The organism is Mycobacterium scrofulaceum, from assembly GCF_001667885.1.
GTDB lineage: Bacteria > Actinomycetota > Actinomycetes > Mycobacteriales > Mycobacteriaceae > Mycobacterium > Mycobacterium scrofulaceum_C.
Genome location: NZ_LZJW01000057.1, coordinates 97,879 through 114,500, shown reverse-complemented (window position 1 = coordinate 114,500; position 16,622 = coordinate 97,879). Strand labels below are relative to the sequence as shown.

The window sequence follows — 16,622 nt, the reverse complement described above, 5'->3', positions numbered from 1 at the left end:
GACCGCAGTCTGGCGTGAATGGGCACGCTGAAGCGCTTCCCACACGAGGGGCATACCCACGATCGCCGCCGTTATTCGTCGGGTTTCCTGTGAACGCGCCGCCGGCGCCGCCGTTCGGCTAAAAGCCGTGCGCCGCAGCGTTTCCGGCGTAGCTCGGACCCGGACGCTCCGCGATGCTCGAAACGAGGTGGGCCCTAATGTCCTGCGCCGCGGCCCGTAACCGGGATTCGTCGATGGCCGCGACGCCGGCGGGCAGTTTGCGCACGCAGTCGGGCTCGACGCCCGCGGCGACCGTGTTCGGCCCGCGGTCGGCCTCGCGGACGGCGGGGGTCAGCCCGGCGGAGCCGGCGCCCGCCGCGCCGACGAGCGGCCCGCTCATGCGTTCTCCCGCAGGATTTGCCGGCTCGCGGACAGCACCCGCGCGACCGTGATCAACAGCAGGCCCTCGTGCGGCACGGCGGCGTGCGGATCACCGACCCCGCCGGTCCACAGCGCGACGTGCGGCGCCGGGCCGCGCGGGCCCCACCGGGCGGGAGCGGTGGGCCCGAACAACACCACCGACGCCGTGCCGGTCGCGGCGGCCAGGTGACCCAGGCCGGTGTCCCCGCAGATCACCAGCCGGCTGTCCGACACCAGGGCCGTCAGCGCGGGCAGGTCGAGCAGCCCGGACACCACCGCCGTGCGGGGCAGACCGGCCTGACGGGCAACCTGGTGCGCGAGATCGAATTCGGCGGCGGACCCGGTGATGATCACGTCGTAGCCGTCGTCGCTGAGCGCCGCGGCGACCTCGGCGAAGCGGTCCACGGGCCACTGCCGCGCCGGCGCGGAGGCGCCGGGATGGATCACGACGGCGCCGGTCTGGTCGAACGGAATACCCTCGGGCCTTGGTATCAGGACATCGGTTGCGTCGCAAGGGATTCCGGCCCATTCGAGCAGCGTGCACCAGCGGTTCACCTCGTGCACGTCCGGGCGCCATGGCGGTCCCTTGAGGGTGGGATGGCGTGGATGGCAGTGGGTGAGCACCGCCTGCGGCGCCCAGGCCAGCAGGTGGTCGATGCTTTCCGGTCCGCAGCCGTGCAGGTTGATGCCCAGCGCGGGCGGGCGCGGCAACGGCTGCACGTCGCCCAGGCAGCTGGTGGGCAGTAGTTCGTCGATCGCGCCGGTGAGCATGGCCAGCTCGCGGTAGCGGTCGGGGGCGGCGAGCATGACGCGCGCCCCCGGGTAGCACCGGCGCAGCCCACGCAGCGCGGGCACCGCCGTGAGCAGGTCACCGAGACCCAGGGCGCGCAGCACGACGATGCTGTCGGCCCCGTCGGGGCCGGGATCGAGCGTCAAGGCCACGAAGACTCCGTGGAGGCGCACACCACGAGCTCACGCACCTCACACCCGGCGGGCTGGGAGAGGGCGAACAGCACCGTCTCGGCGACGTCGGCGGGTTGGTTGAGCTTGGCGTCCGCCGGCGGCTTGTATTGCTCGGTGCGCCCCTCGAAGAACGGGGTGTGCATGCCGCCGGGGATGAGCAGCGTCACGCCCACCTGGCCCGCGAGTTCGGCGGCCAGGGCGCGGGTGAAACCGACGACCCCGAATTTTGACGCGCAGTAGGCGGTGGCGTCGCCGACCGCCTTGATGCCCAGGGTCGAAGCGCAGGTGACGATGCGCCCCTGGGTCGCGCGCAGGTAGGGCAGGGCCGCCCGGATGACGGCCGCGGTGCCGACCAGGTTCACGGCGATCACCTGCTCCCACTCCTTGGCCGGAACCTGTTCGAGCGTGCCGCAGGAGTCGATGCCGGCGGCGGTGAAGACGCCGGTGAGCCGGCCGCCGGCCTGATCGGCCAGCGACTCGACGGCGGCCGCGACCGCGCTGGTGTCGGCGAGATCGCAAGCGGCGTAAGGCACTTCGGATGCGGGGGGTTTCTTATCGATGACCAGCGGCAGGCCGCCTCGCCGCGCCACGGCCGCCACCGCGGCCGCTCCCAGCCCCGAGGAGCCGCCGGAGATCAGTACACCGCCGAGCGAGGGTGACGTCATATCAAGACCTTTCGGTTGTTGGGCGGCGGGAACTCGCCGCGGCGATCAAACGGGAGGACGAGTAACCCGCCACCGTGGGCAGGATGATCACCTCGCCGCCGTGGCGATACACCACGTCGGCCTCGGGCAGCTCGGCGGCGACGTAATCGCCGCCCTTGACCCAGATGTCGGGGCGCACCGTTTCCAGCATTCGTTCCGGGGTCAGGCCGTCGAAGATCGCCACCCCGTCGACGCAGGCCAGTGCGGCCAGCACGCGGGCGCGGTCGACGTCGCGCATCACCGGGCGTCCGGCGCCCTTCAGCGCGCGCACCGACGCGTCGGAATTGACCAGCACGATCAGGGCGTCGCCGAGTTCGCGGGCCTGCCGAAGCAACCGGATGTGCCCGGTGTGCAGCAGGTCGAAGCATCCCCCGGTGGCCACCACCACGCGTCCGTCGCGGCGCAGCCGCGCGGCCAGCGCGACCGCGTCGATCGGGTCCTCGGCCCGGGTGCCCTCCCCGAGCATGCCGGAACCGTTGGCGGGCAGCGGGGTTGATACCGCGGCGGCGCCGCCGGCGGCGACAAACCGGGCCGCGTCGGCGACCGCCGCCTGCACCGCCGCGACGGGGTCGGCGCCGCCGCCCAGGGCCACGGCCGCGGCGACGGCGAATCGGTCCCCGGCGCCGCACACGTCGGCCGCCCCGGCCGCCGATCCCGCCGGTATGCCGACATGCCGTGCGGTCGGTCCGGGACCGTACACGCGTGCACCCTGGGCGCCGCGGGTGATGCACACCGCGCCGGCCTCCCATCTGCGCAGCAGCGTCTCTCCGCCGTCGCCCGCCGTGGCGGGGCCGCAGAAGTGGCGCGCCTCTTCATGATTGGGCGTGACCAGCGCGCACCCGGGGACCGGCGCGGCGCCCCGCGGGTGCGGGTCCCACACCAGCGGGACGCAAGCCGCCGCTTCGGTCAGCGCCGCCCGGATGGCCCGCAGCGCGGTGACGCCCGCGCCGTAGTCGGCCACGCAGATCGCCCGGGCACGGGTCAGGGCCTGTGCGGCCTCCGCGGGGAGCGGGCCGTCGACCGGGGCGGCGTCTCCCCGATCCACGCGCAGCATCGACTGACCGCGCGCCCGAATCCTTGTCTTGGTCACGGTGGTTCCGCTCATCGGCAACGGCAGGACGCTGACCCCGGCGGCGGCCAGCAGGTCGTGCAGCCGTCGTCCCGCGTCGTCCGCGGCGATGCCCGTGATCAGCACCACCGGGGTCTCGGTCCTGGCCGCCAGCAGCGCCGCCAGGCCGGCGCCCCCGGGCCGTTGCACCTGGCGTTCCGCGTCGACCACCGGCACCGGCGCCTCCGGGCTGAGCCGGGACGCGGAGCCCAGGATGTCGACATCGAGTATCGAATCGCCGACGATGACAAGGGGTTTGGCGCTCACGATGCTTCCCGTCGCAGCAAGACGTTGTCGAGCGCCACGCACAGCCCGTGCACGAGCATCAGGTGGATCTCCTGGACGGTGGCCGTGCTGGCGGCGTCCACGCAGATCGCGTCGTGGCACATGGCGGCCAGCTCGTTGGGCCCGCGGCCGGTCAACGCCCACGTCACCATGCCCGCGTCGTGCGCCGCCTTGACCGCCGACACCACGTTTCGGCTGGCGCCGCTGGTCGACAGCGCCACCAGTACGTCGCCGGGCCTGCCGTGCGCCCGCACGCCACGCGCGAACACCTCCTCGTAGCCGTAGTCGTTGCCGATGGCCGTCAGCGTTGAGGTGTCGGCGTGTAACGCGATCGCCGACAGAGGATTTCGTTCCTGCTGGAAGCGTCCGACCAGTTCGGCGGTGAGGTGCTGCGCCTCGGCGGCGCTGCCACCGTTGCCGCACGCCAGCAGGCGGCCGCCGCCGGAGAGCACCGCGGCCAGATGCCGGCCCCAGCCGCGCAGGCGGGTCGCCTCACCGCCGTTGCGGCCCACGGCCTCACGCAGCGCCGCGAAGTGCGCCTCGATCATGGCTGTCCTCCTTCTCGCACCGCGTCGAGCAGTTCGGCATCGGTGATGCGGTCCAGGCAGGGGTGGCCCGGCACCGGGCAGACCCGGGCCCGGCTGGCGCGGCACGGCGCGGACTGGTCGCCGAGGAGGCGCACCCGGCGGGCGTAGGGGCGCCACTGGGTGGCCGGCACCACCGGGGCGAACAACGACACGACCGGGGTGCCCACGGCGGCGGCCAGGTGTGCCGGCCCGGTGTTGGGAACGACGACCACCCGGGCCGCCGAAAAGACCGCCGCCAGTTCGGCGAAGCTGGTCCGCCCCCCGAGGTCCAGCGCCCGGCCGTCGGCGACGGCCGCCGTCAGCTCGGCCTCGTCCGGGCCGCCGGTGACCAGCACCCGATATCCCGCGCCAATCAGCGCCGCCACCATCGCCGCGCTCCGGGCGGGGCTTGGCCGCCGCGCCGGCACCGCGGCGCCGGGATGAAAGACGACGAACGGTTGGCGCCCAATGGTTTCCGCCAGCCCGGGGGGCAGCGGCTCGACGGCCCGGATGCGCAGGGCGCCGTCGTCGCCGGGCGGCAGGCGGCAACCGGCGGCCTCCGCCAGCGACAGCGCCCGTTCCGGTTCGGGGATCCCGTCGGGCACCTGGTGGCGCAGGTCGAGCAGGGTGCCGGGGTAGTCGACGCAGATCGCGCCCACCCAGGGCACGCCCGCCATCCGGGCCAGCAGCGCCAGCGGCAGCGGGGATTGATGGAACGACGTGAAGATGTACATCTTGGCGGGCGCGATGTCGCGCAGCTGCTTGATCAGCGCGTCGGCGTGCGCGGCGGTCAGCTCGGGCGCCGCGAAATCCACCCAGGGCGCTTGCCATTCGACGATCTCGTCGACCCCGACGAGCAGTTCTGCGGCGTCCCGGCCGCGCGGCCCGACCAGCATGGTGACGCGCTCGTGGTGGGCGGCCACCGCGCGCACCGCGGGGCCGGTGATCAGGACGTCGCCGGCGCTGTCGAGGCGAGCCACCACCGCCGTGCTCATCGGCACTCCCGGAGCACCAGAGACACGGCGTCGTCCAGCGTCGCGGCCACCCGGGCGTGGGCCCGCGCGTGGTCGATCTCTCCGATCAGGGTGCGGCCGGTCGGCACCAGCACCGCCCCGGCGCCGGCGGCCAATGCGGCCTGCACGTCGCCCCCGATGTCGCCGATCAGCACGCACCGCTGCGGCGGCACCGCGAGCGCTTCGGCGGCCGCCAGCACCAGGCCGGGCCGCGGCTTACGGCACTCGCAGCCGTCCGCTTCGGCGTGCACGCACACCTGCCACGAATCGAACGGGCCGAGAAGCTGATTCACCCGGGCGTTGACCGCGGCAAGCTGATCCGGACTGATCAGCCCGCGCGCCACGCCGGACTGATTGGTCACGACGGCCAGCAACAGGCCGCGCCGGCGCAGCCGCTCCAGCGCGCTCTCCGCCCCGGGGGTGGGCCGCACGCCCTCGGGGTCGTTGAGGTAGGGCCGGTCGACGATCAGGGTGTCATCGCGGTCGAGGAGCACGGCGAGCGGCGGATCGCGCCGCGCGTGGCGAAACGCCCACTCGCCGGCGAGCCGGTGCGCGACCGCGACCGGCGGGATGACCGCGCTGGTCACCGAAAGGCGCGCGGCCTCAAGGGAATTCCGTGGCCCGGCGAGCCAGCGCCGGGCGGTGAACTCCGCCGTCAGCAGCAGCCAGGCCCCCGCCGCGGCGCACGCGACGCGGCCGCGGCCCGACAGGCCGGCCACCACGGCGGCGCCGCCGGCCAGCGTGGTGCCCGCGTGCGCCGGCATCCTGCCCGGTCCCTCGCCGACCATGGCCCGCCACGCGCGGCCGTACTTGCGGCGCATCAGCGCGTTGTCGCGGTTGCCGACCTGAGCGCGCACGCTCGACCACCAGGTGGACGCCGCCACGGGATGGGTCGAGGCGCGCTCCCCGCGCACGATCGCCCCGCCGGCCGCCACGATGCGCACCGCAAGGTCGGAATCCTCGCGGTAGGCCCGCGGGAACCGGTCGTCGAAACCGCCGACCGACACCAGCATGTCGCGGCGGTAGGCCATGTCGGCGGTGATCCATTGCGCCTGGGAGAGCCGCAGGGTGCGGCGCTCGTCGTCGGTGGGTCGTCGGGATCGTCGCGCGGGAACCTCGATCACGGCCTGCGAGCCGGCGGCATCGGCGGCCTCGGCGGCCTTGAGGTCGATGGCCAGCGCCGACTTCCAGTCCGGGCCCGGCTCCACGTCGTCGTCCAGAAAACACACCCACGGCGTGCCGGTGGCGCGCCAGCCCACGTTGCGCGCCGCGGCCGGCCCGCGGCCACCGCTGCGCAGCACCCGCACCGGCAAGTCACCGCCCACCGAAAGCTCGCCGGCGGGCCGCGGCCGGTCGTCGACCACCACCACCTCGGCGGGCCCCGGACCGGATCCGCGTTCCAGCGCAATGAGCAAGCGCCGCAGCGAGTCTCGTCCGACGGTCGGTATGACGATCGCGTAGCCGGCTGTCATCGGCGCCGCCTGACCACGTACGAGCCCAGCGCGAGCACGTCGATCGGGGAACTGCCGAACACCTCCAAGGCGTCGCGCGGGCTGTCCACCATGGGCCGCCCCGCGGTGTTGAAGCTGGTGTTGACCACCACGGGGACGCCGGTGCGCTCGGCGAAGCGACTGATCGTCGCGTGCAGCCGCGGATCCGCGGCCGCGTCGACGGTCTGGATCCGGGCGGTGCCGTCGACGTGGGTGACCGCGGGGATGCGGTCGCGCCAGTCCTCGGCGACATCGTGGACGAACAGCATGTACGGGCTGGGAAGCGGCCCGCGGGAGAAGATTTCGGCGGCGCGCTCCGCCAGCACCATGGGCGCGACCGGCCGGAACTGCTCGCGGCCCTTGACGGCGTTGAGGCGCTCGAGGTTGGCGGCGCGGCGCGGATCGGCGAGCAGCGACCGTCCGCCGAGAGCCCGCGGCCCGAACTCGGCGCGGCCCTGAAACCAGCCGACCAACTGGTTGTCGGCGAGGGCGTCGCCGATCGCGGCGGCCACATCGTCCGGGCGCTCGTAGCTGACGGCCGCTTCCCGCAGCATCGCCTCGATCTGTTCGTCGGACCACCCGCGTCCCAGCAGTGCCGACGGCATCGGCGCGATCGGTTCGCCGAACGACGCGGCCAGGCTCAGCGCCGCGCCGAGCGCCGTGCCGGAGTCGCCGGACGCGGGCTGGACCCACACCCGGTCGAACCCGCTCTCGGCGTGGATGCGGGTGTTTGCAACGCAATTGAGCGCCACGCCGCCGGCCAGGCACAGCGCGTCGCCATCGGCGCGCTCCCGCAGCCAGGCCACCAGGTCGAGCAGCACGTCTTCGATCACCCGCTGCACGCTGCAGGCGAGATCGGCGTGCACCGGCTCGAGCGCCTCCTCGTGCGGCCGGCGGGGTGGCGCCAGTTCCTTCCACGCGATCGGTTCGGTGCGAAAGCCGCCGTCACCGCAGGCGTATACGCGCTCACGAAGCCGCTCGGCGAAGCGCGGCCGGCCGTAGGACGCCATCGCCATGACCTTGTACTCGTCGCTGGACCGCGCGAAACCCAGGTGTTCGGTGAGGCTTTCGTAGAGCAACCCCAGCGAGTGCGGCAGCTGCTGGGAGGCCAGCACGTCGAGCTTGTGGTCGCGGTACACGCCGGCCAGCATGGAGGTGCGTTCGCCGCGGCCGTCCACCACCAGCACGGCGGTGTCGGGGTGCGGGGAGGCGAGCGCGGTCGATGCCGCGTGCGCGACGTGGTGGCGGACGTGGCGCACCGCGGCCGGATTGAGGCCCGGCACGGCGGAAGCCAGAAACCGGGGTGCGCGCTCGGCGTACATCGTGCGCAGGTCCTCCCAGTCCTGGTCCAGGCCGCGCGGGTCGGTCGGCTCTTCGTACATCAGGGCCGGGTCGTACGAGTAGCCGATCGCGTCGATCTCTTCGGCGGCGACGCCGGCGTGCGCCAGGCACCAGCGGATGGCGGCGGTGGGCACCTCCCAGGTCGAGAAGGGGACGGCCTGCTTGCCGTGCTTGCGGCGGGAGAACCGCTCCTCTTCGGCGGCGGCCACTACCCGGCCGTCGACCACCAACGCCGCGGCGGGGTCGTGAAAGACCGCATTGACACCGAGAATTCGCACCATTCCTCCTACAGCGCCAGCTGGTCGGCGGCCAAAACCAGGGCTCGGTCCGGGTCGTCGGCCGTCGCGCGGAACCACGCCACCGTGGCGGCCAGCCCGGTGCGGTAGTCCACCCGCGGCTCCCAGCCCAACCGGTCGCGGGCGACGGTGATGTCGGGGCAACGGCGCTGCGGGTCGTCCTCGGCCGGCGGGGTGAACTGGATGGTCGACCTGCTGCCGGCGAATTCCCGGAGCAGCTCGGCGACCGCCAGCACCGTCAGCTCGGTCGGGTTGCCGATGTTGACCGGGCCGCTGAAGTCCGCGCGTGCCAGGGCGATCAACCCCGCAACGGTGTCGTCGACATAGCACAACGACCGGGTCTGCAGTCCGGTGCCGGACACGGTCAGCGGCTCGCCGCGCAGCGCTTGATGGCAGAACGTGGGCACCATGCGACCGTCGTCCGCCCGCATGCCCGGGCCGTAAGTGTTGAAGATGCGCGCGACCCCCACGTCCACCCGTCCGAGGCGGTGATGGGCGAACGTCAGGGCCTCGGCATACCGTTTGGCTTCGTCGTAGACGCTGCGCGGCCCGTTCGGATTCACGTTGCCCCAATAGCTTTCGGGCTGCGGATGCACCTCAGGATCGCCGTAGACCTCGCTGGTGGATGCGAGCACGAAGCGGGCGCCGCCGCGTTCGGCGACCTCCAGTGCCGTCGCGGTGCCCGCCGAGCCCGCCCGCAGCGTCTCGATCGGTCGTCGCTGATAGTCGATCGGCGAGGCGGGCGAGGCCAGGTGGAACACCGTGTCGAAAGAGGTGCCGACGCTGTCCACCAGCGACCGATCGCAGACGTCGTGCCGCACGAATCGGTATCCAGGAAGCCCGGCCAACCGGTCCGTCGCGGCCGGTGAGCTGGTTGTCAGGTCGTCGACGCTGACCACCTCCACGTCGGCGTCGAGCAACCGGTTACACAGATGGGCACCCAAGAAGCCGGCGCCGCCGGTGATCAACACTCGCGAAAGCGCACGCATCGAGCTCTCATACCCGTGATCCTTCCGGCGAAACGGCGTTTCATCGGGCGCTTTTCGGGTAGCTGCACCAGTCATGGCGACCAAGCCCCTAACTTCTTTTGTCATTGCGACGCGGGACCGCGCGCACGAACTGTGCAACGTGCTCGACCGCCTGCTGGACACGACCGCGTGTCCGATCATCGTGGTGGACAACGCTTCTCGCGACGATTCCGTGCGCGACGTCACACGTATCGCGGCCCGGTCGGGCGGCCGGGTCACGGTCATACCGTTGGACCGCAACGAGGGAGCGGTCGCACGCAACGTCGGTGTGGCGCGATGTGGCACGCCGTATGCCGCCTTCTGTGACGACGACTCGTGGTGGGAGCCGGATGCGGTTTCGACCGCCGAAGGTGTATTCGAAAGGTTCGGCACCGTAGCGGTTTTGGCCGCGCGCACGGTGATGTGGCCGCAGCAGCGCGACGACCCGTTCGTCGCCAAACTGGCCGACTCTCCGCTGGGCAGGGACCCCGACCTGCCCGGCCCCTCGATCCTGGGGTTCCAGTCCTGCTCGGCTGTGGTGCGCAAGTCGGCGTTCGAAGCGGTCGGCGGGTTCAGCCCGATCCTGCATTTTCGCGGTGAGGAGAGCCTGCTGGCCTGGGATTTGGCCGCCAACGGCTGGGATCTGTGCTTCTGCCCCGCGTTGGTGGCGTACCACCAACCATCGGAAACGCGGTCGCCCAGCAGCGTCCAGCACGCGCGCGAGGTGCGCAACGCCATGCTCACGGCGTGGCTGCGCCGACCCGCCGGCCGGTGCGCCGGCGCGACCGCCACGTTGGCCTGGGCCGCCGCCCGTGACACGGCCCACGCGCGGGCGTTGCTCGAGGCGCTGGCCGCGCTGCCTGCCGCATTGCGCGCACGCCGGCGCCTGCCGGACAACGTCGAGCGGTCGCTGCGGATGCTGGAAAAAGCCTGAGCCACAAGGTCACCCGGAGCGTTTGCTTGGGGCGCTCACCTCGCGCCGAACCGGTGCCAGCTTCTCGTAGATGCGTTCGGTGTCGGCCGCGACCCGGTCCCAGGTGTAGCGCGAGCGGGCACGCTCGCGACCGGCCGCACCCAGTGCCACGCGCCGGGCGTGATCGCGGAGCAGGGCGGCGATGGCGTCGCCGAGGCTGACCGGGTCTTTGGGCGGCACCAGCCGCCCGGTGACGTCGTCGACGACGGTGTCGCGGATCCCGCCCACCGCGGTGGCAGCCACCGGCACACCGCAGGCCATCGCCTCCAGCGGCACGATGCCGAACGGCTCGTACCAGGGCGTGCAGGCCACCACGTCCGCGGACCGCAGCAACGCGGGCATCTCGTGGCGGGTGACGGCGCCGAGCAGCCGGACCCGGTCGGCCACGCCCAACTGGGCGGCCAGCCGTTGCAGGTGCCGCGCCTCGGGGTCGGCGGCGAAATCCGACTTCGCCGGGCCGCCGACGATCACCAGCTCGGCGCCCGGGACGCGCGGCAAGGCCCGGATCAAGGTGTCAAACCCTTTGCGCGGCACCAGCCTTCCGACCGAAACGATGCGGGGTTGGTCGCCGCGCGGCGCGACGGGACCGCCCGGGGTGAACGCGTCGATGTCGACCCCGCAGGGCACCACGGAGGTTCGCGACCGTGCGCGGCCCATGCGGACCAGCTCGAAGACTTCGTCCGTGCTGGTGGCCGCCACCCAGTCGGCGTCGCGGGCGATCCCGGCCTCCACGCTGACGCGGCAGTCCGGGCTGGTGTCGTCGAGTCCCTGATGCAGCCGCTTGATGAGGCCCAACGCGTGGAACGTTTGCACGGTCGGGATGCTGTGCGGCCGGGCCGCGCGCTGGATGGCCACCCCCGACATCCAGAAGTGGCCGTGGGCCACGTCGGGGGGATCGGCCACCCACCGCGCATCCAGGTAGCGCGCGAACGCGTACATGTACTGCAACAGTTGGTCTTTGGGTAATACGCGGGGCGGTCCCGCCGGAACGTGCACGACGGAGTAGCCGTGCTCGGTGTCGACGCACTCCGGCAAGTGCGGGTCGTCCCGGCGGGTGTACACCACCACGTCATGGCCGCGCCGGGCCAGCGCGGAGGACAGCTCGGCGACGTGGACGTTCTGGCCGCCCGCGTCCACGCCACCGAGGTGTGCCAGCGGGCTGGCGTGTTCGGAGATCATCGCGATCCTCATGCGGGCTCCCTTCCGATCATCTGCATTGCTCCTCGATCACTTGGTCCCAATCGGCGAGAAAACGCCCGAGTCCGAACCGGGCCGAGGCGAATTCGCGCGCCGCCTTACCGGCCGCGGCCGCGGTGGCCTGGTCGTTCATAAAGTCGCGCAGGCCAGCGCCCAGCGCGTTGACGTCGGCGCTGACAACGCCCGCCTCGCAAGGGATTACGAACGGGGCCATCGTCGTGCCGACGGCAACCGCGGGCATCCCGAGAAACATCGCCTCGATGAGCGAGAGCCCCAGCGAGGTCCAGCGGGCGGTATGCAGGTAGACCCGCCTGCGGGCGATCCGATCCCAGAGCGCCGGCGCGGCGACTTGGCCGCGGCCGATGACGCCACCGCGGTCGACGTGGAGGTCTTCAGTGCCGATGCCCCACACGTCGATCTGCGCGTACGCCGACAACGGTTCCAGCAGGTCGGCGCCGACCACGCGGTTGCGGCGCAGTGGCTCGTTGATCATGGTGGCCGCCCTGAGGATGTCGCCGGTGTAGCGATGGCCCGGGTCGGCGATGCCATGGTCGATCACCCGGGTCGGGGCCCGGCCGTTGTCCCACATCAGGCGGTTGAAGTCGGTGACGTGAACCAGCGGGATGTCGGTGCGGTCGGCGACCACGTGGCGGCTCTGTGTGGGGCTCGGCCGCGGCGCGTTGTGCTCGACGTAGACGGCCGGAAGCTCGGACCCGGGCCGGCGGCCCGCCCAGTGGGCGACCAGCGCGGCCTCGTGCGGGCGTTGCAGCACAACCAGATCGATGTCTTCGCGGCCCAACTCCTCGAGCGGAACCTCCCGCGCGTTGGGCCAGGACCGTCCCGCGAGCCCGATCCCATCTTCGCCGCCGTCGCCGGCCACCGGCACCAGGTAGTGGTGGCCTCCCGCCACGAACGACTGCGTCCAGGAACCATGGACGTGCCACACCAGCACATTCTTTGCTCGTCCCGGGCCAGCCATGGCGAGCGAAATACCCTATAGGTACTTCGTTAAACGGTGCTTCTCCGGGAGAAGCACTTCGTCCCGCGGATCCGGCGGGCCGCCGCGATCATCGGACCTTGGCGGCCAGTCGAATTGACCCACAGTCGCGCGTCTCGGTGCTACACCCAGTCGTGTCCGAGAAGCGAAATGTCAAGGACGTGCGACGAAAAACCGCGGGCGAGAAGCGGTTTGCCGACGGCCGGGTCAGGCGCTCTTGGGCAGCGCGGAGGTCCCCGAAGCGCTGTGGCCCTTCGCCACTCGACGGATCAGCATGCGGGTGGCCTTGTCCAGGATTTCCTGAGCCGCGTCGGGATCGCGCGCGCGTTCGGCGCGGCGCGTCGCCGCGGCGATCGTCAGCCCCTGCTCGTAACCGGTGACCACGCGGGGATCCACGTACGAGCCGCGGGCCACCGCCGGGGTGTTGCCGAGCTCCTCGGCAACCTCCTTCATGACGGCGGACTCGACGCGCTTGGCCACCCGCTGCGAGACGGCCGGATCGGCGTCGGCGAACGCCGTGGCGGCCAGCACCGTGCCGTGCCAGGTGCGCAGGTCCTTGACCGTGAATTCGTCTCCGACCAGTTCCTTGAAGCGGGCGTTGAGGTCGTTGGATCGAACGTCGACCCATCCGGTTGCGGTGCGGCACGACAGCAATCGCGCGGTCCGGTCGGGCCGGCGCATCAGCGCGCGCACCGCCCGAACCACCTCGGGGTCCTCGATTTCCACCGTGCGCCGCACGCCGCTCTTGGCGGGGAAGTCGAATGCCACCGCGTCGCGCCGGACCTGTACGTGCTCACAGAGCAGGGTGGCCAGCCCGTACGACTCGTTCTCTTCGGCGTACTGCTCGCTGCCGGCACGGAAATAGCCGCGATCGAGCAGCCGCAACGCCACCGCGAGCACCCGCTTACGGGTTAAGCCGCTGCGCCGCAGGTCTTTTGCGATGACGGTACGCCAGTGTGGCAAGCGCGTGGACAGTTCCAGAACCCGGTCGAACTTCTCTTCGGCGCGTTCCTGCTGCCATGCCGTGTGGTAGAGGTACTGGCGGCGGCCGGCGGCGTCCACGCCCACGGCCTGAATGTGGCCATTGGGATGCGGCGAGATCCACACGTTCTTCCAGGCCGGCGGAATCACCAGATCCTTGATGCGCTGCAGGGTTTCGGGGTCGGACAGCAGCTCTCCGTCGGGCCCGTAATACGCGAAACCCTTGCCGCGGCGCTTGCGCGCGATCCCCGGCTTGTTGAGCACACTGCGACGCAGCCGCATCTTCCCCTCCAGTCACGTTGACTGGACAATTACCCGCCGTGCGGGCCATTCACACGTGAAGAGAAACGACCCGCCACAACGTCGTGGCGGGTCGCTTCGAGCCGGGATCAACCGGCCATGAATTCCTGGTAGGCCGACTCCAGCGTCGGGGGCAGGGCCTTGACGTTGCACTGCCGTTCCGTGTCGCCGATCGGTGCCAGGATGCCGCGCAGGTCGAAGTACTCCTGGGGGTGCGCGGTGAAGTAGCCCCGCAGGTTCGACTCGGCCTCCGGGCGCGGCTGGCCGTAGGCGGCCCTGACCACGTCGTTGGCTCCGGGGTGCGCCGACAGGTACTGCTCAGCCGAGCCCTGCACGGACGAAACGGTCGCGTTCACCCCGCCGGGGCTGCAGTCGGGCGCTGCGGCCGCCGACGGCGCGCCGACGACACCCATGGTGATCCCCCCGAGCAGGCAGCCGGCACTGATGCCGGCCAGACGCCGGCGCGCGACAATACTGCTGATTTTCATGATCAGTTTGTCCTTCGAAATTGCGAATTGATTCTTGCCAGAGAGGCTCCCGATCCTCGAAAACCAAAGTAGCGGAAGTCAGAAGTGGTCGTGTTTGCCCGCGCGGGCGGAAGGAGCGCGAAACGATCGATGCGGCCACGGAACGCGGGCGTTCACTAAGCGAACGGTCAAATCCGCCCGGCGATGCTGAGAATTCTTAGGGAAACCGCCGCAATTCTTAAGGATTCGTGACCAGGATCGTGACGGAATCGTGACCTGGAGTCACCGCCGCCGAGCGCCTTTCAAACGCCTCGGATCAATTGAAGCGCATCGGCGACCGAATCGACCAAGGGCAGGCCGAGGCCGGTGACCACGCGGGTGAGCCGCCGCAGGGCGGCACCGCCGACCACACTGCAGTGCAGCCGGGCGAGCCGGCACTCGTCCTGGACGTGCAGCAGCACGCGAAGGCCCGCGCTGCCGAGGTAATCCACGCGGCTGAAGTCCAGAATCAGCGGGGCTCGCAGTCGCACGAAGCGGCGGATCGCCGCGGCGAGGAGGTCGGCGTTGGACGCGTCTATTTCGCCGCTGATGCGGAGGACGTTGGCCTGGCCGTGCGCCTGCACGTCCAGTCGTGCCCCGGCGCAATCGATTTCATAACAGTGGAGTCGTTGTTCGTAGGGTTGAGTAGTCATATCGTCGCCCGTCGAATGGGGTGAGTGGGGGAGCGACCGGTGCCCACGGCCGCTCGCGCGAGGCAGCTGTGGATTCAACCTGAGGTGACCATAACCCCACCGCCCCCGGCTGCGTGGGAAAAATGACGTCGCCGGTCGGTGACCTGGCGTGGCCAGCCCTGCCGACCAGCGCGTTCGGTGCGGAATGGCCCGCGCGCCGCGGGCAACTCTTCGTTTTCTGGCTTCGTCGGTCAGGTCCGGGAGAAATCCGGCCTGTGCAGCGTCGCACCGTCGCCGTCGGTGCTCGCCGGCGGCACCGTCCGGAGCCAGGTTTCGACGTCGGGCCCGACGATCACCGCGCGCTCGGGGGCGAGCAGCGCTCCCGCGGCGAGCGCGGGAACGGCGGGCTGCACCACCCGCACCGGGCGGTCATCGCCTTGCTGGGCAAGGACTTTCGAGGTGAGCTCGGGCAACCGGATGGCATCCGGACCGGTGATGGTGCGCGGCGTGTGCGTCTGTCCGAGGGCCGCCTCGACGAGAACGTCGGCGACAGTGTCGGCCGCGATGGGCTGTATCAACCAATCCTCCACGAGGACCTCGTGCCCGTCACAAATCACCGGCCCCGCGGGGCCGGTGGCGGATTCATACCACTGGGTCGAATTCACGATCGTGGTCGGCACCGGGCCCTCGAGCAGGATCTCTTTCGCCGCCCGCTTGCCTTCGAAGTAGGGCAGCCCGTCGAACACCGGATCGTCGATGCCGGCGATCGCCGACATCACCACGCGCTGGACGCCGCGCGCGGAGCAGACACCCATGACGTTGCGGGCCGCCAGCGCCTCGGTGGTGGCGGGGTGACCGTCGTGCGGTTCGGGGTTGGCGACGTCGATCGCGACATCGACTCCTTTGAGCGCCCGGTACAGGCTCTCCCCGTCGAGCACGTCGACGCCGTGGGTGCGGGAAACCTCCACGACCGCGACGCCCCTCGCCTTGAGCCTGGCGACGACGCGGGAGCCGGCGATGCCGGTTGCCCCGATCACGGCGACGGTGGTCAAAACTTCACCCGCTTTCGTTGGTGGTCGCTCATTACTACCCACGCAATCGCGTTCCAAACGATCGATTCCGGCGGCGAAACCGCCTCGTGATCGCGCGCACACCGGCAAGCGCGTTTGACGGGACGGCCGACGGGAACGCCGTATGGGCGAGATGCACAGCAACCAAAGGGAGGTTGATCCATGGGGGATCAGAAGAGCGGACCACAGGAAGCCGTCACGGGCGCCGTCGAAGGCCTGAAGGGCAAGGTCAAGGAGGCCGGCGGGGCCGTTCTCGGCCGCAACGACATGGTCGAGGAGGGTCAGGCCCAGCAGGACAAGGCCGACGCTCAGCGCGACGCGGGCAAGAAGGAAGCCGAAGCCGAGTCGGCACGGGCCGGCGCGGAGGCCGCCGAAGAGCGCCAGAAGGAAAACCAGTAGCACGCTGACGAAGGGGTCCGGTCCCGGCAGGGCCGGGCCCCTTTTGCGCTTCATGGTGGTTTCAATCCGCCCGGCCCGGTTATACCTGGCTACGACCGGATGAACGAGGTGGAAGATGGGCCTGAGCGATCGCGTCTTGAACATCGTCGCGTTTCTGCGCGCGGGCTATCCGGGTGGCGCGCCCGCCCTCGGCTACGCGCCGGTGTTGGCGCTGCTGCCGCGACGGGTGTCCGACGATGAGGTCCTCACCATCGCGACGAAACTGCTGGCCCCCGAGCGTCGTTGCGTCAGCAACGTGGACGTCGGCGTGGAAATCACCCGGGTCACCGACGCACTGCCGTCGGTGGACGAGATCGAGCGGGTCAAGGGCCGGCTGAGCGCACTGGGATAGCCGA

At 71.2% G+C, this 16,622-nt stretch carries 18 protein-coding genes; 3 read left to right on the top strand and 15 right to left on the bottom strand.

What is annotated here, in order from left to right; genetic code table 11:
- Positions 1-118: 118 nt before the first annotated feature.
- The 9 genes from A5681_RS27060 to A5681_RS07555 are packed head-to-tail and all read right to left on the bottom strand — an operon-like array spanning position 119 to position 9,229.
- The gene (locus tag A5681_RS27060; RefSeq protein ID WP_067271538.1) at positions 119-379 is read right to left on the bottom strand and encodes a hypothetical protein; all 261 of its coding nucleotides are present in this window, start codon (positions 377-379) and stop codon (positions 119-121) included.
- Complete coding sequence (locus tag A5681_RS07590; RefSeq protein ID WP_231996236.1) at positions 376-1,341, bottom strand: glycosyltransferase family 9 protein; 966 nt, start codon at positions 1,339-1,341, stop codon at positions 376-378. The genes A5681_RS27060 and A5681_RS07590 overlap by 4 nt, the downstream gene beginning before the upstream one ends.
- Positions 1,332-2,027 (bottom strand): SDR family oxidoreductase, encoded by a 696-nt coding sequence (locus tag A5681_RS07585; RefSeq protein WP_067271536.1) that lies wholly within the window; start codon positions 2,025-2,027, stop codon positions 1,332-1,334. Before A5681_RS07585 ends, A5681_RS07590 begins: the two co-directional genes overlap by 10 nt.
- A 1-nt stretch (position 2,028) precedes the next feature.
- Positions 2,029-3,444, bottom strand: a complete 1,416-nt coding sequence (locus A5681_RS07580; protein WP_067271659.1) for a PfkB family carbohydrate kinase — start codon at positions 3,442-3,444, stop codon at positions 2,029-2,031.
- The gene (locus A5681_RS07575) at positions 3,438-4,007 is read right to left on the bottom strand and encodes a D-sedoheptulose-7-phosphate isomerase (protein WP_067271534.1); all 570 of its coding nucleotides are present in this window, start codon (positions 4,005-4,007) and stop codon (positions 3,438-3,440) included. The genes A5681_RS07580 and A5681_RS07575 overlap by 7 nt, the downstream gene beginning before the upstream one ends.
- On the bottom strand, positions 4,004-5,020 hold the full coding sequence (locus A5681_RS07570) for a glycosyltransferase family 9 protein (RefSeq protein ID WP_082968240.1): 1,017 nt from the start codon (positions 5,018-5,020) through the stop codon (positions 4,004-4,006). Before A5681_RS07570 ends, A5681_RS07575 begins: the two co-directional genes overlap by 4 nt.
- Positions 5,017-6,510 carry an HAD-IIIA family hydrolase gene (locus tag A5681_RS07565; RefSeq protein WP_067271532.1) on the bottom strand — a complete coding sequence of 498 codons (1,494 nt, stop codon included), beginning with the start codon at positions 6,508-6,510 and terminating at the stop codon, positions 5,017-5,019. The genes A5681_RS07570 and A5681_RS07565 overlap by 4 nt, the downstream gene beginning before the upstream one ends.
- Positions 6,507-8,147 carry a carbamoyltransferase gene (locus A5681_RS07560; RefSeq protein WP_067271656.1) on the bottom strand — a complete coding sequence of 547 codons (1,641 nt, stop codon included), beginning with the start codon at positions 8,145-8,147 and terminating at the stop codon, positions 6,507-6,509. The genes A5681_RS07565 and A5681_RS07560 overlap by 4 nt, the downstream gene beginning before the upstream one ends.
- Before the next feature lie 8 nt (positions 8,148-8,155).
- Positions 8,156-9,229: an NAD-dependent epimerase/dehydratase family protein gene (locus A5681_RS07555; RefSeq protein ID WP_067271529.1), complete on the bottom strand. Its 1,074-nt coding sequence runs from the start codon at positions 9,227-9,229 to the stop codon at positions 8,156-8,158.
- Here A5681_RS07555 and A5681_RS07550 point away from each other — a divergent pair.
- Entirely contained in the window at positions 9,228-10,106 is an 879-nt protein-coding gene (locus A5681_RS07550; RefSeq protein WP_067271527.1) for a glycosyltransferase family 2 protein, read from the top strand. The two genes, A5681_RS07555 and A5681_RS07550, sit on opposite strands and share 2 nt — an antisense overlap.
- A gap of 9 nt (positions 10,107-10,115) precedes the next feature.
- Here the strand turns inward: A5681_RS07550 and A5681_RS07545 are convergent, their stop codons facing one another.
- The 6 genes from A5681_RS07545 to A5681_RS07520 all read right to left on the bottom strand — a co-directional run bounded on the left by A5681_RS07545 (position 10,116) and on the right by A5681_RS07520 (position 15,810).
- On the bottom strand, positions 10,116-11,336 hold the full coding sequence (locus tag A5681_RS07545) for a glycosyltransferase (protein WP_067271525.1): 1,221 nt from the start codon (positions 11,334-11,336) through the stop codon (positions 10,116-10,118).
- A 16-nt stretch (positions 11,337-11,352) separates the two neighbouring features.
- The gene (locus A5681_RS07540; RefSeq protein ID WP_067271523.1) at positions 11,353-12,321 is read right to left on the bottom strand and encodes a glycosyltransferase; all 969 of its coding nucleotides are present in this window, start codon (positions 12,319-12,321) and stop codon (positions 11,353-11,355) included.
- A 225-nt stretch (positions 12,322-12,546) separates the two neighbouring features.
- Positions 12,547-13,602, bottom strand: a complete 1,056-nt coding sequence (locus tag A5681_RS07535; RefSeq protein ID WP_067271520.1) for a DNA topoisomerase IB — start codon at positions 13,600-13,602, stop codon at positions 12,547-12,549.
- Positions 13,603-13,709: 107 nt separating this feature from the next.
- Complete coding sequence (locus tag A5681_RS07530) at positions 13,710-14,108, bottom strand: heme-binding protein (RefSeq protein ID WP_067271517.1); 399 nt, start codon at positions 14,106-14,108, stop codon at positions 13,710-13,712.
- A gap of 281 nt (positions 14,109-14,389) precedes the next feature.
- Positions 14,390-14,779 carry an STAS domain-containing protein gene (locus A5681_RS07525; protein WP_067271514.1) on the bottom strand — a complete coding sequence of 130 codons (390 nt, stop codon included), beginning with the start codon at positions 14,777-14,779 and terminating at the stop codon, positions 14,390-14,392.
- 230 nt (positions 14,780-15,009) lie between these two features.
- Entirely contained in the window at positions 15,010-15,810 is an 801-nt protein-coding gene (locus A5681_RS07520) for an SDR family oxidoreductase (RefSeq protein ID WP_082968239.1), read from the bottom strand.
- A gap of 180 nt (positions 15,811-15,990) precedes the next feature.
- Between A5681_RS07520 and A5681_RS07515 the strand changes: the two genes are divergently transcribed.
- Together A5681_RS07515 and A5681_RS07510 are read left to right on the top strand one after the other, a co-directional pair.
- A complete protein-coding gene (locus A5681_RS07515) occupies positions 15,991-16,227 on the top strand; it encodes a general stress protein CsbD (RefSeq protein WP_067271511.1) in 237 nt (78 codons plus the stop codon).
- Between the two features lie 115 nt (positions 16,228-16,342).
- On the top strand, positions 16,343-16,618 hold the full coding sequence (locus tag A5681_RS07510; protein WP_067271508.1) for a DUF3349 domain-containing protein: 276 nt from the start codon (positions 16,343-16,345) through the stop codon (positions 16,616-16,618).
- Positions 16,619-16,622: the final 4 nt, after the last annotated feature.